Origin of the sequence: Agrobacterium larrymoorei, assembly GCF_005145045.1 — a bacterium.
GTDB classification, from domain to species: domain Bacteria; phylum Pseudomonadota; class Alphaproteobacteria; order Rhizobiales; family Rhizobiaceae; genus Agrobacterium; species Agrobacterium larrymoorei.
On sequence record NZ_CP039691.1, the window covers coordinates 2,713,189 to 2,739,160 of the forward strand.

Annotated in this window: 19 protein-coding genes; 7 read left to right on the forward strand and 12 right to left on the reverse strand. The window is 58.4% G+C overall.

Annotated elements, in window-relative coordinates; all coding sequences use genetic code 11:
- Positions 1–84: 84 nt before the first annotated feature.
- From CFBP5473_RS13175 to CFBP5473_RS13230, 12 genes are all read right to left on the reverse strand, one after another.
- A complete protein-coding gene (locus CFBP5473_RS13175; protein WP_027673743.1) occupies positions 85–7,455 on the reverse strand; it encodes a hypothetical protein in 7,371 nt (2,456 codons plus the stop codon).
- A gap of 151 nt (positions 7,456–7,606) precedes the next feature.
- A complete protein-coding gene (gene glf / locus CFBP5473_RS13180) occupies positions 7,607–8,764 on the reverse strand; it encodes a UDP-galactopyranose mutase (RefSeq protein ID WP_027673742.1) in 1,158 nt (385 codons plus the stop codon).
- Between the two features lie 17 nt (positions 8,765–8,781).
- The gene (locus tag CFBP5473_RS13185) at positions 8,782–10,833 is read right to left on the reverse strand and encodes an O-linked N-acetylglucosamine transferase, SPINDLY family protein (RefSeq protein WP_037170674.1); all 2,052 of its coding nucleotides are present in this window, start codon (positions 10,831–10,833) and stop codon (positions 8,782–8,784) included.
- Between the two features lie 211 nt (positions 10,834–11,044).
- Positions 11,045–11,428 carry a chemotaxis protein CheT gene (gene cheT / locus CFBP5473_RS13190; RefSeq protein WP_037170673.1) on the reverse strand — a complete coding sequence of 128 codons (384 nt, stop codon included), beginning with the start codon at positions 11,426–11,428 and terminating at the stop codon, positions 11,045–11,047.
- A gap of 14 nt (positions 11,429–11,442) precedes the next feature.
- Complete coding sequence (gene cheD / locus CFBP5473_RS13195) at positions 11,443–11,988, reverse strand: chemoreceptor glutamine deamidase CheD (protein ID WP_027673739.1); 546 nt, start codon at positions 11,986–11,988, stop codon at positions 11,443–11,445.
- On the reverse strand, positions 11,985–12,374 hold the full coding sequence (cheY2, locus tag CFBP5473_RS13200) for a chemotaxis response regulator CheY2 (protein ID WP_027673738.1): 390 nt from the start codon (positions 12,372–12,374) through the stop codon (positions 11,985–11,987). Before cheY2 ends, cheD begins: the two co-directional genes overlap by 4 nt.
- Positions 12,374–13,432, reverse strand: coding sequence for a protein-glutamate O-methylesterase CheB (cheB, locus tag CFBP5473_RS13205; RefSeq protein WP_027673737.1), 1,059 nt, complete (start codon positions 13,430–13,432; stop codon positions 12,374–12,376). Before cheB ends, cheY2 begins: the two co-directional genes overlap by 1 nt.
- Complete coding sequence (gene cheR, locus CFBP5473_RS13210) at positions 13,429–14,337, reverse strand: protein-glutamate O-methyltransferase CheR (RefSeq protein ID WP_027673736.1); 909 nt, start codon at positions 14,335–14,337, stop codon at positions 13,429–13,431. Before cheR ends, cheB begins: the two co-directional genes overlap by 4 nt.
- 12 nt (positions 14,338–14,349) lie before the next feature.
- Positions 14,350–16,608, reverse strand: coding sequence for a chemotaxis protein CheA (locus CFBP5473_RS13215; protein WP_027673735.1), 2,259 nt, complete (start codon positions 16,606–16,608; stop codon positions 14,350–14,352).
- Between the two features lie 16 nt (positions 16,609–16,624).
- The gene (gene cheY1 / locus CFBP5473_RS13220; RefSeq protein WP_027673734.1) at positions 16,625–16,990 is read right to left on the reverse strand and encodes a chemotaxis response regulator CheY1; all 366 of its coding nucleotides are present in this window, start codon (positions 16,988–16,990) and stop codon (positions 16,625–16,627) included.
- A gap of 2 nt (positions 16,991–16,992) precedes the next feature.
- Entirely contained in the window at positions 16,993–17,286 is a 294-nt protein-coding gene (locus CFBP5473_RS13225) for an STAS domain-containing protein (protein WP_027673733.1), read from the reverse strand.
- Positions 17,286–18,884 (reverse strand): globin-coupled sensor protein, encoded by a 1,599-nt coding sequence (locus CFBP5473_RS13230; RefSeq protein WP_234881762.1) that lies wholly within the window; start codon positions 18,882–18,884, stop codon positions 17,286–17,288. The genes CFBP5473_RS13225 and CFBP5473_RS13230 overlap by 1 nt, the downstream gene beginning before the upstream one ends.
- A 491-nt stretch (positions 18,885–19,375) precedes the next feature.
- On the opposite strand from CFBP5473_RS13230, the gene CFBP5473_RS13235 reads away from it, so the two are divergent.
- The 7 genes from CFBP5473_RS13235 to mnhG all read left to right on the forward strand — a co-directional run bounded on the left by CFBP5473_RS13235 (position 19,376) and on the right by mnhG (position 25,877).
- Entirely contained in the window at positions 19,376–19,777 is a 402-nt protein-coding gene (locus CFBP5473_RS13235; protein ID WP_157835781.1) for a hypothetical protein, read from the forward strand.
- Positions 19,778–19,876: 99 nt separating this feature from the next.
- Complete coding sequence (locus CFBP5473_RS13240; RefSeq protein ID WP_027673730.1) at positions 19,877–22,795, forward strand: monovalent cation/H+ antiporter subunit A; 2,919 nt, start codon at positions 19,877–19,879, stop codon at positions 22,793–22,795.
- Positions 22,795–23,130, forward strand: coding sequence for a Na+/H+ antiporter subunit C (locus CFBP5473_RS13245; protein ID WP_027673729.1), 336 nt, complete (start codon positions 22,795–22,797; stop codon positions 23,128–23,130). The genes CFBP5473_RS13240 and CFBP5473_RS13245 overlap by 1 nt, the downstream gene beginning before the upstream one ends.
- Entirely contained in the window at positions 23,127–24,773 is a 1,647-nt protein-coding gene (locus CFBP5473_RS13250) for a monovalent cation/H+ antiporter subunit D (RefSeq protein ID WP_027673728.1), read from the forward strand. Before CFBP5473_RS13245 ends, CFBP5473_RS13250 begins: the two co-directional genes overlap by 4 nt.
- Entirely contained in the window at positions 24,770–25,258 is a 489-nt protein-coding gene (locus CFBP5473_RS13255; RefSeq protein WP_027673727.1) for a Na+/H+ antiporter subunit E, read from the forward strand. The genes CFBP5473_RS13250 and CFBP5473_RS13255 overlap by 4 nt, the downstream gene beginning before the upstream one ends.
- A complete protein-coding gene (locus CFBP5473_RS13260; protein ID WP_027673726.1) occupies positions 25,255–25,536 on the forward strand; it encodes a K+/H+ antiporter subunit F in 282 nt (93 codons plus the stop codon). Before CFBP5473_RS13255 ends, CFBP5473_RS13260 begins: the two co-directional genes overlap by 4 nt.
- The gene (mnhG, locus tag CFBP5473_RS13265) at positions 25,533–25,877 is read left to right on the forward strand and encodes a monovalent cation/H(+) antiporter subunit G (RefSeq protein WP_027673725.1); all 345 of its coding nucleotides are present in this window, start codon (positions 25,533–25,535) and stop codon (positions 25,875–25,877) included. The genes CFBP5473_RS13260 and mnhG overlap by 4 nt, the downstream gene beginning before the upstream one ends.
- The last annotated feature ends 95 nt before the right edge of the window (positions 25,878–25,972 follow it).

Below are 25,972 nucleotides of genomic sequence, written 5' to 3' on the forward strand. Positions count from 1 at the left end.
TTATGGTCCCGATACCAAACTAGATGACGAAGCTTGCGCGAGCATTTCCCTTCTTGCTTTCGTAAGCCACCCCTAACGGCCCGATCAGGCCGCCAGATAGGTGGATATAACAGCCGCGACCTGATCCGATGTCAGCGAACCCATGTGGGTGTTGAGCAACGTGTTGATCTGCGCGCTGGACAGGCTGACCAGCGTATCGGTCGAAAGACCCGCGACACCGTTCGAGCTGAAGGCCGCGATATCTGCCGTGGAGAATGTCGCGATATTCTCCTTGGACAGAGCCGCGATCTGTGCCGAGGTGAGCGCCCCCACCTGTGCAGGCGTCAGCGCTTCGCTCTGTGCCGTGGTCAATGCCGCGATCACGCTTGTCGACAGACCAGAGACCGCACTCGTACCGAGGGAAATGATGTCCTCGGTTGTCAGGACGTGAATGTCATCGGTGCCAAGAGCTGCCGCCTGAATTGCTGTCAGCCCGTTCAACTGCTTCGTGCTCAACGAATCGATCTGCGCGGTGCTCAACGCGACAACCTGATTGTAACCGAGAGAACCCATCTGGCTTGCACTGAGAGCTGCAAGATCAGCCGTGGTCAGTGCAGCGATGATCGCTGTCGACAGGCCGCTGATCGAAGCGGCGCTGATCGCGGCAATATCGGCTGTCGAGAATGTCGCCATCGCATCTGCCGAAATCCCCGCGAGACCATCGGCGCTGAGCGCCGCAATCTGCGTCGTCGAGAAGGCGTCGATCTGCTCCGGCGTCAGCGCTGCAATCTGCTTGCTCGTCAGTCCGGATACCGCCCCGGTGCTCAGTGCCGCGAGTTCGCCGGTCGACAGGGCCGCGATGAAGTCCGTCGTTAGACCCGGCATGGCGGCAGAACTGATGGCCGACAGCTTTTCGGCGGTAAACGTATCCAGCATCTCCGCCGTCAGGCCAGAGATCGCGGTGGAAGTCAGCGCGTTGATCTGGCCGGTTGAGAAGGCATGCAGCTGCTCAAGCGTGAGATGCGCGATCTGATCGCTGGTGAGACCGGCTACGCCGCTGACGCTGAGAGCCGCGACCTGCGCGCTTGAAAGCTCCGCGATATCCGATGTCTCCAGCGCAGCAACCTGCTTCGACGTCAGCGCCCCCACCTGCGCGGTGGAAAGAGCGCCGATCTGGTCGCCGGTCAGGGCAGCGATTTGTGACGTTGCCAGCCCGGAGATACCGAGCGTGCTCAGGGAGGCAATGACATCGGTGGTCAGCGAGGCGATGATTGCGGTCGACAATCCCCCGATACCCGTCGCGCTGATTGCAGCGATATCGGCAGTGGAGAAGGCCTTCAGCTTTTCTGCGCTCAGTGCGCCGATCTGCTTTGACCCCAGACCCGCCACCTGTTCAGGCGTGAACGCCTCGACCTGATCGACGGTCATGGTGCTGATCTGGCTGGAGGTCAGCCCGGAGACCGCAGAGGCGTTGAGAAGAGCGACACGCTCCGGCGTCAGGGCTGCGATCGCGCCATCGGACAGACCGGCTACGCCGTTGGATGTCAGAGCAGCGATGTCTTCGGTGGAGAAGACCAGAATGTCGTCTGCTCCCAAGGCTGCGACCTGACCAGAGCTTAGCGCGACGATCTGTGTGGCGGTGAGTGCTTCGACCTGTGAAGTCGAAAGCGCTGTGATCTGGCCAGTGGTGAGCGCAGCAACGCCCGCAATGCTGAGCGCGGCAATCTGCGTCGTAGACAGAGAGCTGACACCTGCTGTTCCCAGCGCCACCACATGCTTGGCGCCAAGCGCTCCCACCTGCGCCGTTGTCAGCGCCTCGATTTGCAGGCTCGTCAACGCAGCGATCTGCGCACTGGATAGGCCGGAGATGCTGGCCGTTCCGAGCGTTGGAATACGATCCGGAGCAAGGCTTGCAATCGTATCCGCGGACATGCCTGCGATAGCCGAGGAAGAAAGAGCGGAAAGCTCCGCTGTCGAGAAGACGGCAATGTCGTCCGTTCCAAGTCCACTCACCTGCGTCGAGGTGAAGGCTGCGACCTGAGTGGATGTAAAGGCCTCGATCTGGGACGTATTGAGCGCTGCAATCTGATCCGACGTCAGCCCCGGAATGCTGGCGGAGCTGATAGCCGCAATCTGCGCCGTCGTCAGGGCGCCGATGGACGCCGTGCCGAGTGCCGCAAGCTGACGTGATCCTAGCGAAGCGATCTGCGCCGTTGTCAGCGCTCCAAGCTGGGCACTCGTCAGTGCGGCAATCTGCGATGTAGACAGTCCCTGAATGCCGCCCGTGCTGCCGAGATAGGCAATGCGGTCGCTTGGTAGTGCCGCGAGCGTTGCAGAAGAAAGACCAAGGATCGCGCTGGAACTCAGGGCGGCAAGCTCCGCCGTCGAGAACACCGCAAGATCATCCGTTCCGAGCGCCGCCACCTGTGCCGACGTCAGCGACGCAACCTGGGAAGTCTTGAGCGCTTCGATCTGCAACGTGTTCAAAGCCACGATTTGATCAGATGTCAGTCCAGGTACGCTGGTATCGCTGAGCGCCGAAATCTGGGCCGCTGTCAATGCGCCGACGCCAACCGTTCCCAGCGCAGCGACCTGACGGGAAGACAGTGACGCGACCTGAGACGTCGTCAGATTACCGATCTGGGCTGCGGTTAGAGCCGCGACCTGAGCCGTTGTCAGTCCGGCAATCCCGGTCGATGACAGAGCTGCAACGATTTCAGTCGTCAGTCCCGCTATCGTATCGGTGGAAAGACCGGTTACCGCGCCTGCGGATAGAGACGCAATTTCCTTTGTCGAGAACTTGCCGAGTTGATCGGCACTCAGTGCCGCCACCTGCGACGAGTTTAGCACCGCTACCTGCTGATAGGTCAGCGCCTCGGCATGGGTCAGGCTGAGTTGCGAAACCTGGGCGGTCGAAAGGCCCGTGACACCGTCTGTCGTCAGTGCAGCAATCTGATAGGTGTCGAAAGCACCGATACCTGCCGTTCCAAGCGCCGAAACCTGTCTGGAGGACAAGGCAGCGATCTGTTTCGTTGTCAGCGACGGTATCTGGGCAATGGTCAAGGCTGCCACCTGCGCTGTCGTCAGGCCTGAAATGCCTCCCGCGCTGATGGCTTTCAGATCTTCGTTTGTCAATGCTGCGAGCGTCGCGGTGGAAAGCCCGGCTATCGCCGACGAACTGAGTGCGCCGAAGGCTGCCGTGCCAAGCGATGCAATGTGGTCCGAGGTAAGCGCAGCAACCTGCTGTGACGTCAGCGCTGCAATCTGCTTGGTAGAAAGCGCGACCAGCTGTCCGGTCGTCAGTACACCGATCTGAGCCGTCGTCATACCAGCCACCGTGGCAGTGCTCAGAGCAGTGATCTGGGCCGTCGTCAGTGCTGCAATAATCGCCGTTGAAAGGGAATCGATGACGCTGGCGCTGATCGCTCCAACGTCAGCGTTAGAGAACTTTTTGATGTTCTCAGTACCGATGACCTCGATCTGCGCTGCACTTAATGCACCAACCTGAACAGCCGTCAGTGCTTCAACCTTGTCCGATGTAAAAGCAGCAATCTGAGTGGTACTAAAGCCCGACATTCCGCTGGCACTGAAAGCTGCTACCTGGACTGTCGTCAATTTTGTTATGTCATCGGTGCCCAGGGAAGAGACCTGATCGGCGGTTAGGCCGGCAATTTGCCCCGTTGTCAAGGCGCCCACCTGATCGGTGGTCAGAGCCCCGATTTGCTTGGTCGAAAGTCCACCAATCGCCGCCTTGCTTAATGCCGAAAGATTGGTGGTCGACAACGCCGCCAAAACTTGGGTCGAAAGACCCACCACTGCGCCCGATGTGATCGCTGCGATATCTTCGGTCGAGAAGACCGCAAGATCCTCTGCCTCAAATCCCTCGATCTGATCCTCGGTCAATTTGGAGATTTGTAGAGAGGTCAGTGCCTTCGCCTGACTTGTAGTGAAAGCAGCGATCTGCTTGCCGGTCAGCCCGGTAATACCCGCAGTTCCGATTGCGGCAATCTGATCAGTCGTAAGAGCTTCGATCTGTGCCGTGCTCAGCGCTGCTATCTGGGTTGAAGTCAGTGCTGCGACTTGCGTTGTCGTCAGCACTTTCAGCTGATCAGCCGTCAATGCAGCGAGATGTGCATCTGAAAGGTTTGTCACAGCCCCAGTCTGTAAAGCTTTGACCTGATCTGCTGTCAGGACGGCAAGATCGGCAGTGCTCAACACCGCGATCTGCGTGGAGCTCAACGCCGCCATCTGATTGGTCGTCATTGCCTTCAACTGATCCTGACTGAGAACATCGATCTGGTCAGAAGTCAGTTTCGAAATGGCCGAAGTCGATAAAGCTGCCATCTTGTCCGTCGTCAGCGATTTGATCACCGCTGTACTGAGGCCTGAAGCCGCCGCGCCCGAAAGATACTTTATTTCTGAGGCATCAAATGTCGCAACGTCGTCGACATCCAGCGCTGCTGCCTGAAGGGAACCCAGAGCAGATATCTGACTTGTCGTAAAAGCGCTGACTTGAAGTGTCGTGAGGGCCTCGATCTGCGACGCGCTCAATGCCGCGACCGCGCTGGTGCTCAACTTGGCGATCTGCTTTGTCGTCAGCGCTTCGACAACGCTTTTGGAGAGGCCTGCGATGCCCTTCGAGCTTATGGCTTGAATAGCTGCATCGGAAATGACGCCAATGTCTTCCGCCTGAAGACCTTCCAGCTGGGACGATGTGAGAACGGCGATCTGAGCGCTCGTCAATGATGCGATCTGCTTGGTGGAGAGTGCCTTGATCTGATCCGAGGTCAACCCTTTGGCAGCGTTCGCCGAAAGAGCAGCAATCTGCGTGTCAGTCAGGGATGCAATGGCCGCTGTGGACAAGGAGCCGATCTGCGTTGAAGCGAATGCTTTGACTCGGCTCTCATCGAAGGCCGCAACTTGCGTGCTCGACAGGGCACTTACCTGGTCATTACTGAGCTTGGAGACGGCACTGGTGCTCAATGCGGCCACCTGTGCAGTGGTCAAACCGGCGATAATCGAGGTCGCGAGCCCGGGAATGCCCTTCGTGCTGAGAGCAGCGATGGCATTGGTCGAGAAACCGCCGGTTTGAACGATCTTTTCATCAATCGTAACCAGAGTAGCGACGACTTGCTCCGACGACAGGACAGAAAGCTGCGTAGAGCTCAATACGGCCGCTTGCGCAGATGAGAAACTCAACATCTGACTGGCGGTCAGCACATCCATCTGCGCGGTTGTCAGTGCAGCCACTGCCGCTGTCGCCAGAGCGGCAATCTTGTCGACAGACAACGACGCAACGACCGCTGTCGAAAGACCCTGGATCGCCTTGGAACTGATGGCATTGATGTCTGCCGCCGAAAAGACTGCGAGATCGGTAGACTCCAATACAGACATCTGTGCGGAGGTCATGGCTCTGACCTGTACCGACGTCAGAGCTGCCAGCTGCGCCGTCGTCAAGGCTCCAACTTGGGCAGTCGTCAGGTTTGCCACCGCGACCGTGCTGAGTGACCCTACCTGTTCGGTTGTGAGAGAATTGATGTAGTCTGTCGATAGCGACTTGATCTGTGCCGATTTCAAGACACTCAACTGAAGCGTCGTCAATTGCTCGAGCTGATCTGCATCCAAAGCGCCGAGTTGATCTGTAGAGAGCGCCGCAAAGGCTGCCGTCGATAACGCCTTGATCTGCGACGTGGTCAACGCAGCAACGGCAGCGGTGCTGAGACCAGTGATGCCCTTCGTCGAAAGCGCTGCGATTTCGTCGGTCGTAAATTTTGCTATATCATCTGTACCCAGCGCACTAACCTGAGATGAGCTCAGGACTTTGATCTGCACAGACGTCAAGGCTTCGATGTGATCAACAGAGAGTGCGGCAATCTGATCAGAGGTCAGTCTTGCGACTACGCCAGTACTCAAAGCGGCGATCTGAGCGGTTGTCAGCGCTGCAATTATCTCGGTGTCGAGGCCGGAAACCGCTTTGCTGGAGAGCGCGGTAATGGCCAGGGAAGACAGCTTTGCAATCGTTTTCGTATCAAAAACCGTGACCTGCGTAGAAGTTAGTGCGGCCAGTTGAACACTGGTCAAAGCGCCCAGTTGCGACGTCGTTAGCGCACCGATCTGATCGGTCGTCAGCTTCGAAAATGTTGTCGAGCTGAGCGCTGCGATTTGAGCTTCGCTAAGCGTGGCTATGATTGCCTTGCTTAGCCCTGCCGCAGCGCCGGTGCCGATTGCCGCCATATCGGCGGTGGAAAATTTCTTGATCTGCTCTTCCTTAAGCGCCGCGATCTGATCGGAGCCCAAAGCTTTCACCTGCGCGGACGTGAAGGCTTCAACCTGCAAATCCGTTAGTGCGTCGATCTGCTCAGACGTGAGGCCCGAGATGGCACGTGTGCCCATGGCTTCGATCTGGACGGGGGTCAACGCCTTGACCCCCGCCTCACCAAGTGCTGCCACCTGTGTCGATTTCAGCACTTTCATCTGGGCCGTTGTGAGCCCAGCTATCTGGTCGGTGGTCAGGGCCGCAATCTGATCCGTCGAAAGGGATGCGATTTTCGTTGTGCTGAGGCCTGCTATTGCCTCCGGTGAAAGATCGCTGACGTAGTCGGGCCCGAGCGCTGCAAGCTGGGTCGGCTTGAATGCCGCAATTTGAGCCGCGGTCAACGCACCGATCTGACCGGAATCCAGCTGCCCGATCTGCTCGGTAGTAAGACCGGTAATGGCTTTGGTCGTGATGGCCTGAAACTGCGCATCGGAGAAAAAGTCCAGTACGTCGTTCGTCAGACCCGATATCGCGCTGGCGCTTAATGCTGCAATAGTGCCTGAAGAGAGACTACCGATTGTAATTGACCCTGCAGAAAGGGCAGAGGCTTGCGTTGCGGTAAGCACCGCTGCCTGCGCCGGGGTCAGCGCACCCAGCTGAACTTCGGTCAATTCCTTGATCTGATCAGTCGTCAAAGCGCGAAATGCACTCGTACTGATGGCGGCGAATTGCGCTGGGGTGAAATCGTCCATCACGGCCAATCTCAAGCCCGCGATAGCCTTGCTAGATATCGCCGCCATATCTGCGGTCGAGAATGTCCGAATATCCTCATCTTCCATCGCAGCCAGCTGCTCGGACGTCAGCGACCCGATTTGCGAGGGGGTCAGTGCCTCAGCCTGATCCGTGGTCAATGCCTCCAGCTGCGAGGCAGTCAGTGCGGAAACCTGGCCATTGCTCAGGCTTGCAATCGAAATCTTGGTCAATACCGCGAGCTGATCGAGGCTGAGGCCAACAATGGAGCCGGTCGATATCGCGCTCAGCTGCTTGGTTGTGAACGTTTCTACGTCTTCCACATCGAGCGCGGAAATCTGATCTGACGACAGAGCCTTGATCTGGGCAGTGCTCAGGAAGGAAATGTCCTCGGTCGTCCACTCTGATATCTGCGACGTCGTCATGCTTCTGATCTGGCTGACGCTGAGCGAAGGAACGATCGATGTCATGTGCTAACCCTGAACACGAGCTCAAATATGGACGACATGTCCGGACGAACGCCGCCGGATTTCTCTCAAGCCGCGCCCATCTTTACGTAAGGACAATCCTAGGTTTGATTGCTTGTGCGAGGCTGTCAGTTTTCCCGAATGATGGGCAGCTTTACAGCGGAGGATTGAGGAAGGATGGCATGGATCCGTCGCTATCCTTCAACGACAAGAAGAGGCGCGCTGTATCGAGTGCCTCGCGGATCGTGACATCCATGTCGAGATAGCGATACGTGCCCAGACGACCGACGAAGGTGATCGCCTTCTCCGCCTTTGCCAACTCCACATATTGTGCGAGTTGCTCTTTCTCTTCGACCAACCGGATCGGATAGTAAGGCACATCCTCAGGGCCGCACTCGCGCGAAAACTCTCTGTAGCAAACGGAAGCCTCGTGCTTTTCCCATGGAGAGAAATGCTTGTGCTCCGTGATGCGGGTGAACGGAATTGACACCTCACCGTAATTCATTACGGCGCAGCCCTGATAGTCGCCGTCATAGGTGAAGCGCTCGAAATCGAGCGTGCGATAACCGAGCCGCCCATTGACGTACTGGAAGTACCCGTCCAGCGCGCCGGAATAAAAGGTGTGATCGTAATCGTCTGCATCCGCACGCTCGAAGCCGCTGTTCAGTCGAACATCGATACCTGGCTGGTCGAGAATACGCTCCACCATCTCGGTATAGCCATTCTCCGGCATGCCTTGGAATTTGTGGAAAAAATAATCGTCGTCATAGTTGAAACGCACCGGCAGGCGCTTCAGGATCGAGGCCGGAAGTGCGGTTGGCGAGCACCCCCATTGCTTTTGCGTGTAGCCCTGGAAAAACGCCTCATAGAGATCGCGCCCGACGAAACGGAGCGCCTGTTCCTCGAAGGTCTGGGGATCTGTGATGGTCTTGTCGGCCTGCTCTTCGATAAAGGCCTTCGCTTCATCCGGGCGGAATGTCTTGCCGAAGAACTGGTTGATCGTGTGCAGATTGACCGGCAGCGAGAAGACCTGATCGCGGCTGGTCGTCTTCACGCGGTTCTTATAGGGCATGAAGGTCTGGAAACGATTGACGTAATCCCACACTTCCGCATCGTCAGTATGGAAGATATGCGGTCCATAGACATGGACCATGACGCCGGTTTCGCTGTCGCGTTCAGTGTGGCAGTTGCCTGCGATATGAGAGCGCTTATCGAAAATCTCGACCTGATGACCGGCCTGAGCCAGTTCGCGACCAATGACGGCGCCGGACAATCCAGCGCCGACGATGGCGATTTTTTTCTGCTGGGACACGATAGACCTGACCGAATTCAAAGGTTGGCGAAAGCTTCTTGCGTCCACAGACGGTTGTCATGCGGGATCGGTGAGAAATCATGCCACTCCTTCAGCTTCTGAAGATAGCGAGTGCGATATGCCTGTTCATCGACATATTCGAGATTTTCGAGAACGAGTTCAGAGCCGATCTCGAAATACACATCCATGTTGCGCAGATCTGGCACCGGCGTTTCGCCACGCTCTGCCTCGCCTTGCATCTGCCAGTATAATTCCTCCAGACGCCGTGCAGTCCCTGGAATATCGCGAAGCACGCTCTTCTCGCGATTAGCTTCGAGCTTGTCCCTGAGCTTCTTGAGGGTTGCTGGTTTCCTGGCAAAACCAATCGCCTTGGCGATGTAGTCTTCAGGGTTTTTGCAAAGCAGTTCGGAGACACCTGCTGCGGATACGACGCTGCTGCAGAAGCGCGCGGCGAACGACTTACCCGGGAACGTCAGGACTGGAAGGCCAGCGGTCAGCGAGTCTCCCGCTGTGGAATGAGCACCATAGGGGAAGGTATCTAGGAAGAGGTCGGCGACCGCAATACGCGCAAGGTGCTTCGCATTCGGTGCTTTGGGCGCAAAGAAGATGCGTTCTGCCGAAACGCCTGCAGCCTCTGCAAGTTCGCGCAGGCGCTGATCCGTCTTTTCGCTGCCGCTGAGCAGCCAGAGAATGCTGCCCGGCGTTTCGAGCAGGATTTTCATCCAGTGGTCGAAGGTGCTTGGCGTGATCTTTTGCATGCCGTTGAAGCAGGCGAAGACGAAAGCGTCTTCCGGCAGACCAGATTCCTGCCTCGATGGACGGTCCGCGATGACGCGCTTGCGGTCCAGCGGCTGGTTGCAGGCGATACGCAGTACCTTTTCGGAGTAATAAATTTCGCTGGAAGGCGGAACGATCTGCGGATCCGCAATCATATATTGATGGAACGGCGTGCCCATCGAACCCGGATAGCCGCAGAAATTGACGATGACCGGAGCCGGGCGATAGGCGAATATTTTCGTGCGTGCGTGCTTGGTGAAACCGTTGACGTCGATCAGAACATCGATGTCATCGCTGGAAATCTGCCGTGCTGCGGCCTCATCCGAAAGCGCGCCGATATCGCGCCAGCAATCCACAACCGCCTTCATGCGCGTCTGCGTCGGGTCGTTCGTGACAGGGTCACCGCAGTAATAGGCGTAGATTTCCACGCTCTTCTTGTCGTGCAATTCCAGCACTTCCCGAAGTGCGAAGCCAACGGCATGATCACGCAAATCCGATGAAACGTAGCCGACGCGCAGGCGCTGGCCTGTGCCAGACTTTTGACGCACCTTCCCGCGAGGGAAATCCTTGATATCCGGACGACCGACGAAGCCCTTGGCATATTCACAAGCCTTGGCAAGCTGGTACATCGGATCGTCGGAATAGCATCCCAATGTCAAAGGCGACATGGAATCCGTCAGCTGGCGCATCGTGACGTGGCTGGACGGTGTCAGGATCGGCCATTTGCACTGACGCTGGCGAAGCGCGCTCCAATGTTGACCGGATTCCAGCTTCTCAGGCCGTAATTCCATTGCCTGCCAAAGTGCTGCTTCCGCCTCTTCCATCAGACTGGCATTTTCCATGACGCGACCGATATGCTGCAACGCCATCAGGCGGTACGAAACACGGTCCGGCGTCGATTCAGACGTGGCTTGGGCAAAGCTTTGCCATTGCTGAATAGCCAGCGGTGCAAGCCCGCTATCTTCATAGGCGCGACCGAGATTGATGTGGGCCGGTCCAAACTCGGCGTCATATCTCAACGCTGCCTGCATGGCATTGATTGAACCTGCAAGATCATCAAGCTGGCGCAAGAGGACGGAGTAGTTGAAATACACCATCTTCAACGCAGGATGCGTCTCGTTATATGCAATCCATGTCTTGTAGAGCTGTATAGCGTCGTGGCTTCTGCCGGTAGACGTGAGACTTTCGACGAACTTCAAAAGATCGATCAGTGACAGTCTTTGGGTTCTCGCCAGCTCCACCAAATTCGGAAGAAGCGAATCGTTAGTCTTGCCACCACTTAATGCATTCATAGCAATCAGAACCTTTGAAGCGGCCACCACTCAACGACGGCCTACAGCTGTTGGAAACTGACGCTTAGATAATACACTCAAGCTTGTGCGGCGCTTTACTTGCAACGGAAGTTGGCGCCTTCGGTGATATTAATTGAAGAAACGTGATGAAAAGCCGTGCTTTCGACCCAAATCGCGGCCGGAAGCACGGTAGGCAATCCAAAATTATAGTCTAAAACAGGTCGAAATCGCCCGATGCCTTGTCGAGAGGCTGTGAATGGCCGTGGCGCATGCCTGCGCCGAGCGCCTTCTGCATTTCCGCCAGCTTGACGAGGCTGAGGGCCGTCGTTACGTCGACCGCCCAATTCGCCGGGATGGAGCCCGTGATGGTGTCGATGAATTCTGCGAGGCCACGGGTCTTCTGAACGGCAAGATCGATGCCCTGCAGAAGCTTCATGCCTTCCGGCGTAACGGCGCCCGATGTCACTTCCAGCAATTGCGGTTCGATGCGTTCAATCAGATATGCCACGTCGTGCAATTCGGAAACGACCCGCATCAACACGTCGGGAAGCGCCTCTTCGAATGCGGTAAATCCGGCCTGCTCGGCGATATGCATATAAAACTCCGTGATTAAAAAAACTCGATATCGCTTGCAACTGGCTTCGGTGCTGGTGCGGGACGCGTTTCCAGCGCGACGGTCTTCTGGGTTTCCGCGCCGCTCAACGGATGCTGACGTGCGCGACCGGAGACCGGCCAGAATTCCACCTTGCGCCCAAGGTCTCCGCCGGTGGAACCGCCGACGACCCGAATGCCTTCGTCCCGCAAAAACTGATTGGCAAACAGAGCATTCTGTTCCCCGACATTGGAGAAGCTGGCGATGGTCTTCGCGCCCCCAAAGACCTTCGCCTCAAGTCGATCACGGCGTGCGCCTTGCTTGAGCAAGCCGTTGATCAGAAGTTCCATGAGATGCACCCCATAACGGGTTGCATCTCCACCCCCCATACCCCCCGTACCCGGCAGCAGGAAATGGTTCATGCCGCCGACGCCCGCAACGGGGTCTCTGAGACACGCAGCCACGCACGAGCCGAGAATGGTCGAAAGAACCACATCGGGATCGTTGGCGATTTTGAACTCGCCTTGAATTATATGCACGCGCTTGACTGCGGTTTCGATCATTTCAGCGATCCAAATACGGCTTCGATTGCCGCTTTCATTTTGTCGATGGAGAACGGCTTGGCCAGAACGTTGTTCGCGCCCAGCTGCGCTGCCTTCTGAACCAGCGCGCGGTCGCCCTGCGCGGTCAGAATGATGAAGGCGGCCTTCTTCGTCGTCGGGTTCGTGCGAACCGCCTGAAGGAAGCCCAGACCATCCATCTTCGGCATGTTGAAGTCGGAGATCACCAGATGATGGGGCTGCTGCTCCATGATCTTCATGCCCTGCTCACCGTCACCGGCGGCAGTGATCTGCTTGAAGCCGAGCTGCGTGAGCGCATCACTCAGGAGCAGGCGACTTGTGACCTGATCGTCAACGATCAAAACTTTGATTTTTTCTGCGAGAGACATTAGTCAGAACCTTCTTTTCGGGCGGCGGTTAGTTTCAGAATTTCTTCGCCGATTGCGGTCAGCGGAAGTTGATGTTCGACGGCACCGAGTTCGTAAGCGACCCTCGGCATACCGTAGACGACACAGGTTTTTTCGTTCTGTCCGACGGTGCGGGCACCGGCATGGCGCATCTTCAGCAAGCCTGCTGCGCCATCGCGTCCCATACCGGTCAGAATGACACCGACGGCGTTGCGTCCAGCCAGTTCAGCCACGGAATCGAACAGAACATCGACGGACGGTCGATGGCCATTAACAGGTTCGCGTTCCAAAAGCCTGCAGCATGGTGCGGCATGATTAACGACCTGCAAATGGCGCTCTCCGCCCGGGGCCAGATAAATCTTGCCGGTCTGCAGGCGTGCGCCATCGGTCGCCTCTTCCACGACAGGCGCGCAGAGGCGGTTGAGGCGCTCGGCGAAGCTTTTTGTGAATGTCGGCGGCATGTGCTGGGTAATGACGGTCGGTGGGCAATTGGCCGGAAACTTCTGCAACACCGTGATCAGCGCCTCGACGCCGCCGGTCGAAGAACCGATGGCGACGATCTTGCGACCAACACGGTAATCCGCAACTGCGGTCGGCTGCGGCGGTGCCTGCGGTTTTTCCACCGTCACGTTGCGATAGGTCTGGTGCTGCGAGCGGGCTGCGGCCTTCACCTTTTCAGCCAGATCGCCAAAGGGGCGGCTATCGCCCGGTCCCGGCTTTCCAACGCAGTCGAATGCACCGATTTCGAGCGCCGCTAGCGAAGCGTCGGCACCGCGATGGGTCAGCGTCGATACCATGATGACGGGCATCGGGCGCAGGCGCATGATTTTTTCGAGGAATTCGAGCCCGTTCATCTCCGGCATCTCGATATCCAGCGTCACGACGTCTGGATTGAGTTCCTTGATGGCGGCGCGCGCTTCCATGGCGTTGCCGGCCTGGCCGACAACCTGAACGTCCGGATCGGCCTTGAGAACAGCCGAGATCAGCCCACGCATGGTGGGCGAGTCATCAACGACGAGTACTCTTGCCGGGGCGCTCATGCTCTCCTCCCGGCAGATTTTCCGATGAACTTGTAGGTGGTGATGCCGGTATTGTCGAAGAGCGACTTGGCATCGCCCGAAACGCGTTCGGAGTGGCCGATATAAAGATGTCCGCCTTCCGGCAGCAGGCCCGCAAAGCGCGACCAGATTTTCATTTGCGTCGGCTCATCGAAATAGATGACGACGTTGCGGCAGAAGATCACGTCGAAGCCGCCCTTGAACGGCCACTGCGTCATCAGGTTCAGTTCGTTGAAGGTGATCAGGCGCTTGACCTTGTCACTGATCTGGAACTTGCGGCGGCCACCGGCATCCACATCCTGGAACCACTGCTTGCGCATGGCAGGCGAGACGGTTTCCAGCGAGTTCTCATCATAGACCCCTGCCCGCGCCTGCGCGAGGATCTTGGGATCGATGTCGGTTGCCAGAATCTTGAAGTCGTAATCGGCAGCATTGGGAAACATGCCGAGAACGGTGAGCGCGATCGAGTAAGGCTCCTGCCCGTCCGAGCAGGCAGCAGACCAGATGCGAACCCGGCCACCGTTTTTCGCGCGCGAGATCAGGCCCGGAAGGACCTCATCGCGAAGGTGATCGAAATGGTGGTTCTCGCGGAAGAAGCGCGTGAAATTGGTCGTGAGATGCGACAGCATTTCACGACGCGCATGCGCGCCTTCCTGCGAGGAAACGAGCGCGCAATATTCCCGGAAACCGGAGAGGCCGAGATTGCGGATATGTTTGGACAGGCGCGAATAGACGAGCGACGCCTTGGTATCGTTGAGATAGATACCCGCATCCGCGTAAATCATCGCGGCGATCTCGGACAGGTCCTTGCGCGTCAGCGGATATTCTCCGCTGGCGAGCACTTCGTCCGGGGACTGGCGTTGATCGTTGAACTTAAGCGCTGTCATTCATCACCACTTTCAACCGGCTGCCGCGAGAGACATTTCCTGCTTCAACGACTGCCCGCGCGAAGCGCCGACAACTGCATCCACATCGAGAATGAGAGCGACGCGACCGTCGCCGAGAATGGTTGCCGCAGCGATGCCCGGTACGTGGGTGTAGTTCGCTTCGAGCGACTTGATGACGACCTGACGCTGACCCTGGATCGCGTCCACCATCAGTGCGCGCTGACCGCCGCCTTCCGATTCCACCAGCAGCGCCACGCCTTCGACGGGGTTTGCCTGGGTGGCACGGAAGTTGAGAATGCGGCCCACATCCACCAGCGGGCAGAAGGAGTTGCGGATCGAGATCAGGCGCTGGTTGGCGCCGAACGAATGAATGTTCGCGGCTTCCGGCTGCAGCGTTTCGACGATTGCCGTCAACGGCACGACAAGCGTCTGACCGGCAACCGTCACCACCATGCCGTCAAGAACGGCAAGCGTCAGTGGCAGGCTCATGGTGAAGGTGGAGCCGAGACCCGGACGCGACGTGATGCTGATACGACCGCCAAGTGCCTGGATCGAGCGCTTGACCACGTCCATGCCCACGCCACGACCCGAAATGTCGGAAATCTTGTCGGCAGTGGAGAAGCCCGGCATGAAGATGAGGTTATCGATTTCCTCATCCGTCAGGTTGGCATCGGCTGCGATCAGGTCGTTGTCGATGGCCTTCTGGCGCACGCGCTCGCGGTTGATACCCGCGCCGTCGTCTGCAAGTTCGATCAGGATGCGGCCCGAGCGATGCTTGGCCGAAAGCTTGACGGTGCCTTCCGGGTTCTTGCCCGCGGCTTCGCGCTTTTCAGGCGTTTCGATGCCGTGGTCGACGGCATTACGGATCATATGCGTCAGCGGCTCGGCCAACTTGTCGATGACCGTCTTGTCCACTTCGGTATTTTCACCCTCGGTGATCAGACGGATCTGCTTGCCGATCATGTCCGCCACTTCGCGAACGATACGCGACATGCGCTGGAAGACCGGCTTCACCGGCTGCGCGCGGATGGCCATGACGCTATCCTGAATCTCGCGCGTCAGCTGCTGGAGTTCTTCCAGACCCATGTTGACGGCGGAGGTTCCGGTCGTGTCGTTTTCGATGACGCTCTGCGAAAGCATCGCCTGGTTGATGACGAGCTCGCCCACGAGGTTGATCAGGCGGTCGACGCGGTCGAGATCGACGCGGATCGTCTGGCCAGCGCTTGCATTGGCAGCAGCGGCGTTATTGGCGGCAGCGGCTTCCTTCTTCTCGGCGGCAGCGGCAACGGAGCGGGTGACTTCGGTTGCAGCGGAAGCCGTCGAAACGGCCTTTGCGACCGGCTCTTCGATGGACGCAGGCTGAACAGCGGGTTCTTCCGGCGTGTCGTCATCCAGAACCGACAGATCGAAGGGAACCGGGATCATCGGCAGCTCTTCGTCGGCAGGTGTCTCGTTGATCACTTCGGTAATCTCGAGATCGCAATCCCACTCGGCAAATTCGAAGACGGTGCGGATACCCTCTTCGCCCTTGTCGGTCTTGATCGAGATCGTCCAGAAGAAGTAGGCAGCTTCCGGATCCACACTTTCGAAGGCGGGCAGCGCGCTCATGTCGCAATTGATGCTCATCTCGCCGATGCGGGAGAGATCGCGCAGCAGGAGAGCCGCTTCATTGCCCTTGGAATAGAGCGACGCCTTCGGCTTGAAGGTGACGTTGAAGGTCGGCGTTTCCATCAGAGGAATGGTGTCGTCCTCGAAATCGCCGAAAGAGAAGGCAACCGGCTGGAAACCGCTCTCATCCGTCGGCTTCGGCAAGGATGCCGCGGCAGCCGGAGCCGGAGCGGCAGCCTTCGGGGCAGCCGGTTCAGCGGCTGCACCGGGCGAAAGCTTCTCGCCATGGGCAAGCGCTTCCAGTTCCTTGACCAGACCGCGTGTGCGGCTTTCTTCGACGCTGCCGCCATCGCGGGCGGCGTTGGTCAGGTCGGCCAGCACGTCGGCGGATTTGAGCATGACTTTCAGGACGTCCTGATCAGGCTCTAGCTTGTTGGAGCGAACGCAATCGAGCGTGGTTTCGAAGACGTGGGCGAAAGCCACCAGTTCGTCGAGACCGAATGCACCTGCTCCACCCTTGATGGAATGAACGGCACGAAAGACGGCATTCACGGTTTCCGGGTCGCGGTCGCCGTCATTCAGTTTAAGAAGACCCGATTCCAGTTCAGCGAGCTGCTCCTCGCACTCCTGGAAGAAGATTTCTTTGATTTCGTTCATATCCATCGTGAAGGGTCCCGTATCAGGCAGTTACGCGTTCAATGGCATCGATGAGTTTTGCGGGATCGAACGGCTTGACGATCCAGCCGGTCGCGCCTGCCTGGCGGGCACGGTTCTTCTTCTCTGCATCGCTTTCGGTCGTCAGAACCAGAATTGGAACCGCACGGTACTTTTCGTTGCGACGAACGCCCTCGATGAAGCCGAAGCCATCGAGACGCGGCATGTTGATATCCGTGACGATGACGTCAGGATCGCAGCCCTCGAGAACTTCGAGACCTTCGACGCCGTCTTCAGCCTGGATCGTTTCGAAACCCGCATTGTTGAGCGTGACCAGCAGCATGTTGCGGATCGTTCTGGAATCGTCGACGGTCAGAACCTTCTTCTTCATTTCTATGCCTCCTTCGGGAGCATATGATCGATATCTACGCCGATCAGTTTAAGGGTTTTGTCAAAGGCATCCGATGCCTTGGAAATTGTGAATGGCTTGCCATCGGCCTCCCATGCCTTGATGGCGGCCATCAATACCTGTGCGCACTGTGCACCGACGCGCTCGACCTCGGAGGCATCGACGGCAACCGGCGAACCTCTCATCTCCGTCAGCTTTCCGTGCAGAACGGATGCCTGGTTGAGGTCCAGCACCGGTGACAACTTCAGTGCCGACTGCGCTGCTTTCCTTGCTGCCATCAAATCACTCCTTGGCGTCTGAATTGTTGTTGCGCGTAGCCGTAGTCCATGGGCTCTTCCTGGCGCATGGCGGTCGCGTAAGTCTTTGGCGGTCTGGCCTCTTTCGCCTCTTCGGCATGCATCTGCCGGGCAATGCGGAACTCGCGCACGGTGCGTCCGAGTTCGAGGATGACCGTATGAAGGTCGTCTGCTTCCTTGGCGGAAGACGAAAGGCGCTGGGCGGAGCGATCGGCATCGGTGCCGATGGCGTTCAGTTCCTGCGAAACATTGCCGAGGCTGCCGGAATTCTCGCTGGTGCGGCGGGCGACGTCACCGATCATGTCGCTGATGCCGGATACCTGACGCACCACGCCCTCGATGGCTTCCTGCGTGCGGTGAACCATGCGAACGCCCTCATCCACCTGGGATTTGGTGCCGTTGACGAGGCTCTTGATCTCGCGCGCCGCATCGGCGGAACGCTGGGCGAGCGCGCGCACTTCCTGAGCGACCACGGCAAATCCGCGACCGCTTTCGCCAGCACGGGCAGCTTCGATACCGGCATTCAGCGCCAGCAGATTGGTCTGGAACGCGATCTCGTCGATAGAGCCGATAATGCGACCGATCTGCTCTGCCGACTGTTCGATATCGGACATGGCGGTGATCGCTTCGCCTACGGCCATGCCGCTTGCAGTCGCCGCATTGCGCGCCTGCGAAACTGCGGCTTCGGCTGCGGATATGCGCTCGCTGCTGTCGCGCACATCATGAATGACGGTGCCCAGAACTTCGGAAGCATCGGTCAGGCGGCGCGATTGCTCGGCGGAGAAGGATGCCAGAGCATGACCATTCTGCGAAATACGCTCGGCAGCCGCATGGGCCTGCTGAACGCTCATCTGTGTGGCAGACATGGAGGCGCTGATCTTGTCCAATGCGCTGTTGAAGGCGTTGGCGAGATCGCGATAGGCCTCTGGCAGGTCGCCCTGAATGCGAGCGGTCAGATCGCCTGCGGCAAAAGCATTGAGCGCATCGCCCAATATCGTCACCGCTTCGGCCTGATCGCCTTCGCGCTGGCGCGCAAGTTCCTGAGTGTGGCGGATGCGCAATTCGTTGAAGCGCAGGGAAACGGCAATCTCGGTATCGACCATCACCAGCCGAACCACGGCCTTGACCGCGTCCGTCAGTTCCTGCTGGCGCTTGCGGGAGCCGGGCAGCAGCGAACGCGGCGCCTTTTCGGCAATCAAACCGGCAAGCAGATTTTCCAGAACGACGGCGTGACCGGCAACGTGCCAACGCGGGTCGAGCCCCATGCGGCTTTCGGTATCGGAAAGAACCTTGACGCGTTCGGCATAGAGCGCATCGAAACGGGCGTCGGTCAGCACGGACCAGTGCGCCGTCTGCATGTCGTGCAGACGGTCAAGCTGGTTTTCGCTTTCGAAGGACGGAGAACAGTCCGGCATGGACTGGAAGCGGACCATGAGGTCGCGGAGCCCGGCCTTGACGTGCGGCTCGAGCATCGTGCGGTAACGGCGCAGCAGATCGCACTGGTCCTGATCGAGACCAGCAAAACGCAAGCGGCCACCCAGGCTACCGCCTGCGGCCTTTCGCGTTTGATCTGTTGGCAATTCCTGCCCCAAGCGACGTCCCCAAAGTTACCGATGCAATAATCGGCGGATTAAGGATGGAGAATGCCAGTATCCGGGAGGGATTTTTCACGAAATGAGCACCGAAAAAGATGCCGCACCAACGCAAGCTGAGCCTTCTGCAACCAATGAAATACCGGATCGACCCGGTACGGCAGCGCGGCGTCATGCCTGGAAGGAGATAATGTCTCCATTCCGCCGTGAAATACGTCCAATCTTTATGGTTAATTCCTTGCTCGAAAGTTAAGAAAGCAGTGCGGGGACACTAAATGCTAAAATTTGTCATTGAATTTACAGGTTCCACCTGCCCTAGCGAAAGTTCAGTCGATGAACATTTCCCAAATTGTGTAAGGTTTTCATATTTTTCGCGGGCTTGCGCTGGACAATGGCTGCGACGTTACCCTAAAACAAACCCATAGGATATTCGCTTTACGGTGATGGTTTAACGAAACGCTGATACGACGAAGGAGTTCATGACTTTGCCATGGATGGGGAGACATCGCGGGACCCCGCGCCATCCTGTCAGGTTGATCAGCCTTTTCGTTGCGGGCATGCTCGTGTTCATCGGTGTGCAGGCCTCCGTTACGCTCGGACCGGCGCTCAAGCCCCAGCGGCTTGAACGTTCTCACCTTCCCGAGCAGAACCGTTTTTCCGCAGCCTTTGAAAAGGCCCAGTGCGCAACATCCGCCGATATGTCGGCCTGCTGGCGTCTCACAAGCGTTCACGATTTTGTTTACGCATTTTTATCCGTGCCGGGGCTGGTAACGGAGTACATGCAGACCCAGATCGGGTTGGGCAGCGAGCAACCGGTTCTGCACGCCGCGCAACTCACCGGAACGGCTTCGCCTCGCGGGCCTCCCACAACAACCTCATAAGCCGCGCTTCAGCTGCGCCGCCTGCTTGTTTGCAGGCATGGGCATCTCTAGCGGGCAACGACCACGGAACCTTAACGCCAGAGAAAATTGCCGCCCTTTATGAGACTTGACGTCATTCTTCCCATTTTGATCGCCCTTCCTTTCATCGGCAGCTTCGCCACGGCGATGATGCCCCGCGAAGGTGCGGCTCGCGGTCCGGTAGCGGTCGCAGGCGGCATCGCGCTTTTCGGCCTCATCGCCACGATTTTTCTCTACAGCAGCGTCAAAGGCGGCGCGGTTCTCAAATATGATGTGGAATGGCTGCCGCAGCTCGGCCTGAACTTCACGCTGAGGCTCGATGCCTTTGCATGGATGTTTACCGTTCTGATTACCGGCATCGGCTTTCTGGTGGTGCTTTACGCCCGCTATTACATGTCCGCAGAAGATCCCATTCCGCGTTTTTTTGCCTTTTTCCTTGCCTTCATGGGCTCCATGCTGGGTATCGTTCTGTCCGGCAACGTCATTCTTCTTTCGATCTTCTGGGAGATGACCAGTATCTTCTCCTTCCTGCTGATCGGTTACTGGCACAACAACGCCACGGCCCGCGATGGCGCGCGTATGGCCTTGACGGTCACGGGTATCGGCGGCTTCTGCCTGCTGGCCGGTCTGCTGGTTCTCGGCCACATGGCGGGGAGCTATGATCTCGACGCGATCATCGCCAAAGCGGCGGATATTCGCGCCCATCCGCTTTATGTGACCGCGCTTATCCTGATCCTGATCGGTGCGCTGACGAAGAGTGCGCAGTTTCCCTTCCACTTCTGGCTTCCGAATGCCATGGCAGCACCGACACCGGTTTCGGCTTATCTGCATTCGGCAACCATGGTGAAGGCGGGCGTGTTCCTGCTTGCGCGCTTGTGGCCGGTCCTTGCGGGAACGCCGGAATGGTTCTGGCTGCTCGGCTTCTGTGGCATCATCACCCTGCTGCTCGGCGCCTATTTCGCCATGTTCCAGCAGGATCTCAAAGGCCTGCTCGCCTATTCGACCATCAGCCATCTCGGCCTGATCACGACACTCCTGAGCCTCGGAAGCCCGCTTGCCGCCGTCGCCGCCATCTTCCATATGATGAACCATGCCACCTTCAAGGCATCGCTCTTCATGGCGGCAGGCATCATCGACCATGAAACCGGCACCCGCGACATGCGGCGCTTAAGCGGTCTTTACCGCTACCTTCCGGCCACGGCGACGCTTGCCATGGCGGCGAGCGCGGCCATGGCCGGGGTTCCGCTGTTCAACGGCTTCCTGTCCAAGGAAATGTTCTTTGCCGAGTCGGTGGAAACCCATGCGGATTCGCTGTTGGACAAGGCCCTGCCCTATGTCGCAACGCTGTCTGGCGCATTCGCCGTCGCCTATTCGCTGCGTTTCATTCACACGGTCTTCTTCGGCCCGCCGCCGCATGATATTCCGAACCCGAAGCCGCATGAGCCGCCGCGCTGGATGCGTTTCCCCATCGAATTTCTGGTGCTGGCCTGCCTGATCGTCGGCATCGTGCCCAGCCTGTCCATCGGCCCGTTCCTGCATTCAGCGGTACTTTCGGTTCTCGGTCCGCAAACGCCGGTTTACAGCCTGGCCATCTGGCACGGCTTCAACCTGCCGCTTGCCATGAGTATCGTGGCGCTGATCGGCGGCGTTGCACTTTATGCGGCGCTCGGCGGCTATTTCTCCAAATGCGATGACGGCCCTCCGATTTTCCGCCATCTGCGAGGACAGCGCATTTTCGAGCGTATCATCGTCACCGTGTCCTGGAAGTGGGCGCGCTGGCTGGAAAGCACGCTGGGAACGCGCCGCCTGCAGCCGCAGTTGCGCATCCTTATCTTCGTCGCGCTGCTTGCCGGTTTCTCGCCGCTCGTATCCTCTGAATTCGCGCTCACTCTGCCGCAGGTCACCTCCTTCGATCCGATCTTCGCCGTGCTATGGGGCATCGGCATGATTGCGGCCATGGGTGCCGCCTGGCAGGCGAAATATCACCGCCTCGCCGCCCTCGTCATGCTCGGCGTCTCCGGTCTCGTCACCTGCCTCACCTTCATCTGGCTATCGGCACCCGATCTTGCCATCACCCAGTTACTCGTGGAAATCGTAACGCTGGTTCTCATTCTGCTCGGACTGCGCTGGCTGCCGAAGCGTGTGGAGAAGGTGGATAACAACAACGAGCTTCCTGCCCAGCTTCGTCGCGGCCGGGATTTCCTGCTCGCCGTCTTCTGCGGCATCGGCATGACCGTCATCGCCTATGCGGTGATGACGCTTCCCGTGCCGAACACAATCGCCAACTACTTCCTCGAGCGCGCTTATTCGGAAGGTGGCGGAACGAATGTCGTTAACGTCATCCTTGTCGATTTCCGCGGCTTCGACACGATGGGCGAAATCGTGGTTCTGGCAATCGTCGGCCTGACCGTCTTCTCCCTGCTTCGCCGTTTCCGCCCGGCGCATGACAGTATCGGCCTGCCGGAGCAGCAGCTGATCCAGAACGCCTTCGATGCGGAAAACCCGGATCGCAGCAAGGGCGATACGGTGCGGGATTATCTGCTGGTGCCTTCGGTCATCATGCAGTGGATGTTCCCGGTCATCATCACCTTCTCGGTGTTCCTCTTCATGCGCGGGCATGATCTGCCAGGCGGCGGTTTCTCTGCCGGTATCACCATGGCGGTCGCCTTCCTGCTGCAATATCTGGCAGGCGGTGCGCGCTGGGCGGAAGATCGCATCCGCATCCTGCCGCTGCGCTGGATGGGCTTCGGCCTTCTGATGGCGGCGGCAACCGGCATGGGTTCCTGGTATTTCGGATATCCGTTCCTGACCTCCTATTTCCAGTACACGGAAATCCCCTATATCGGCAAAATGCCGACGGCATCGGCGCTGCTGTTCGACCTTGGCGTCTTCTCGCTCGTGGTCGGCTCGACGGTTCTTATTTTGATAGCATTGGCGCACCAATCGCTGCGTAATTACAAGGTTCGCACGCCAGACGCCGCTAAAGCGGAGGAGGTGTAATGGAACTCATTCTGGCTCTGGGCATCGGCATCATGACCGGATCGGGCGTTTGGCTCATCCTGCGCCCGCGCACCTATCAGGTCATCGTCGGCCTCTCGCTGCTGTCATACGCGGTCAACCTGTTCATCTTCGGTGTCGGCGGCATCAAGACCAACGCGCCGCCGGTCCTGCTCGATGGTGTGGCCACCTCCACGCTGACAGATCCCGTTCCGCAGGCACTGGTGCTGACGGCCATCGTCATCGGTTTTGCCACGACGGCACTCTTTCTCGTCGTGCTTCTCGCGGCACGCGGCCTTACCGGCACCGACCATGTCGACGGGAGGGAGAGCAAGTGAATTCCTTCCCTTCCCACGTCGTCATCGCCCCCATCATGGTTCCGCTTTTGACGGGCGCAATCCTGCTCTTCATCGACGAGCGCAAGCGCAAGACGAAGGCGGCCATCAGCTTCATCTCGACGCTGATACTGCTCGCCGTCTCCATCGCGCTGTTCATGGAAGTCAATTCCACGGTCAACACCGAGATCGCGGCGATCATCTCGACCGGCGTCTATCTTCTCGGCAACTGGCCCGCTCCCTTCGGCATCGTGCTGGTAGCAGACCGGCTTTCAGGCTTGATGGTGCTGCTGGTCTCGCTGCTTGCCATACCTTCGCTCGTCTATTCTCTGGCGAAGTGGCACAAGGCGGGTGCGCATTACCATTCACTCTTCCATCTGATGCTGATGGGCGTGAACGGTGCCTTCCTGACGGGTGACCTGTTCAATCTCTTCGTCTTCTTCGAAGTCATGCTCGCCGCATCCTACGGCCTGCTGCTGCATGGTTCCGGTCAGCTGAGGGTCAAGGCCGGGCTGCATTATGTCGCCATCAATCTGGTTGCAGCACTTTTCTTCCTCATCGGCGTCAGCCTGATCTATGGCGTCACCGGCACGCTCAATATGGGCGATCTGGCGCAGCGCATTGCGGGTCTCAACCCGGATCAGCGCATGCTGCTGGAAACGGGTGCCGCCGTTCTGGGCATCGCCTTCCTCGTCAAGGCAGGCATGTGGCCGCTGAACTTCTGGCTACCGTCGGCCTATGGCGCGGCATCTGCCCCGGTCGGCGCCATCTTCGCCATCATGAGTAAAGTGGGCATCTATGTCATCGCGCGCCTGTCCTTCCTGCTTTTCGGCCAGACGGCGGGCGATTCCGCTGGCTTCGGGCATGATGCGCTGCTGATCGGCGGCATTGCCACCATCGTCTTCGGCACGATTGGCGTTCTCGCATCGCAGGCGCTGGGGCGTCTTGCAGGTTTCTCGGTTCTCGTTTCTTCCGGCACGCTTCTGGCGGCCATGGGCACGGGCAATCCCACTGTTGCCGCCGGTGCGCTTTATTACCTCGTCAGCTCCACCCTCACCATCAGCGCCTTCTTCATGCTGATCGAACTGGTGGAGCGCGGGCAGGATGCGGGTGCAAACGTTCTTGCCGTTACCATGGAAGCCTATGGTGAGGGTGACGAGGACGAAGAGGAAGAGGAAGTCGGCGTGACAATGCCCGGCACCATGGCGGTTCTCGGCACCTGCTTTGCCGCCTGCGGCATCCTGCTTGCCGGTCTGCCGCCGCTCTCCGGCTTCATTGCCAAGTTTTCCATGCTGTCCGCCATCCTCAATCCCGATGGCCTCGGCGCGGATAACAACATCTCCACGCTGTCCTGGTGGATCGTCTTCCTCATCGTCTTCTCCGGCCTTGCCGCCCTCATCTCGATGACGCGTGCGGGCATCCGCACTTTCTGGGGCTCGCTGGAAGGAACAGTTCCGCGCGTCTTCGTCATCGAAATCGCGCCCGTTATGCTGCTTCTGGCCATGACGCTGGCGATGACGGTTCAGGCCGGGCCGATCATGCGTTATATGCAGGAAACGGCGCGCATTCTGGACCTGCCGGAAAGCTACATTCAGGGCGTGATGACAGCGCCGCGGGCGGGCAATCCCGGGGAGGCCGCGCAATGATCAGCCGCATCCTTCCCTACCCTGTCCTCACCGTCGCACTCATCATCTTCTGGATGACGATCAACAGCTTCTCGCCCGGTCATTTTCTTCTGGGAACGGCGGTGGCATTGATCGCCTGCTGGTCGATGGCATCCCTGCGACCGGCGAAGCCTCGCATCCGCAACTGGCATGTGGTGGTGAAGCTGACCTTCGTCGTGCTTTACGATATCATCCGCTCCAACATCGCGGTTGCCACGCTCATCCTCTTCGGGCGCAAGAAGAACAGCCGCTCGGGCTTCCTCACAATCCCGCTCGATATACGCGATCCGCTCGGGCTGTCCGTTCTCGCCATCGTGCTGACCGCAACGCCGGGCAGCGCCTGGCTGGAATATAATTCATCGCAGGGCACGCTGCTGATCCATGTTCTGGATAATGTCAGCGAAAGTACCTGGGTAAACCTTATCAAGAACCGTTACGAAAAAATGCTGATGGAGATATTCGAATGAGTTCGATTATCCTTTTCTGGTCATTTTCCTTGGCCCAGATCTTCCTCGCGATTGCCATGGCGATCTCCGTCTATCGCATAGCGATTGGACCGCGCGCGCAGGACCGCGTGCTGGGCGTCGATACGCTCTATGTCAGCTCCATGCTGCTGCTGATGACCTTCGGGCTGCGTACCGGCAATGACATCTATTTCGAGGCAGCGCTTCTGATCGCCGTCCTTGGCTTCGTCTCGACGGTCGCACTGTCGAAATTCCTGATGCGTGGGGAGGTCATCGAATGAGCAACGCTGCTGAATTTCCGCTCTGGGCCGCTATTCTGGTCGCCTTCTTCGTCCTGCTCGGCTCGTCGCTGACGCTGATCGGCACTATCGGCTTCGCCAAGCTGCAAAGCTTCTATGAACGGCTTCACGCCCCCACTCTCGGCACCAGCTGGGGCACAGGCGGCATCGTCATGGCGTCGATGATCTACTTTTCCGTATCCGGCGACCGCCTCGTTTTCCACGAAATCTTCATCGGCATATTCATGACGATCACGACGCCGGTTTCCCTGATGCTGCTGGGCCGCGCCGCACTTTACCGTGACCGCGCCGAACAGAACCCGAGCAATCGCGAAAGCCTCTGAGGCTTTCATCTGTGGCATTTAACTGGGCGCGAGCTGAAAGGCTCTGCGCCCATCTTTATGTTTTCCTTATGCAGGCAGGCCATCTTCCCAATCGA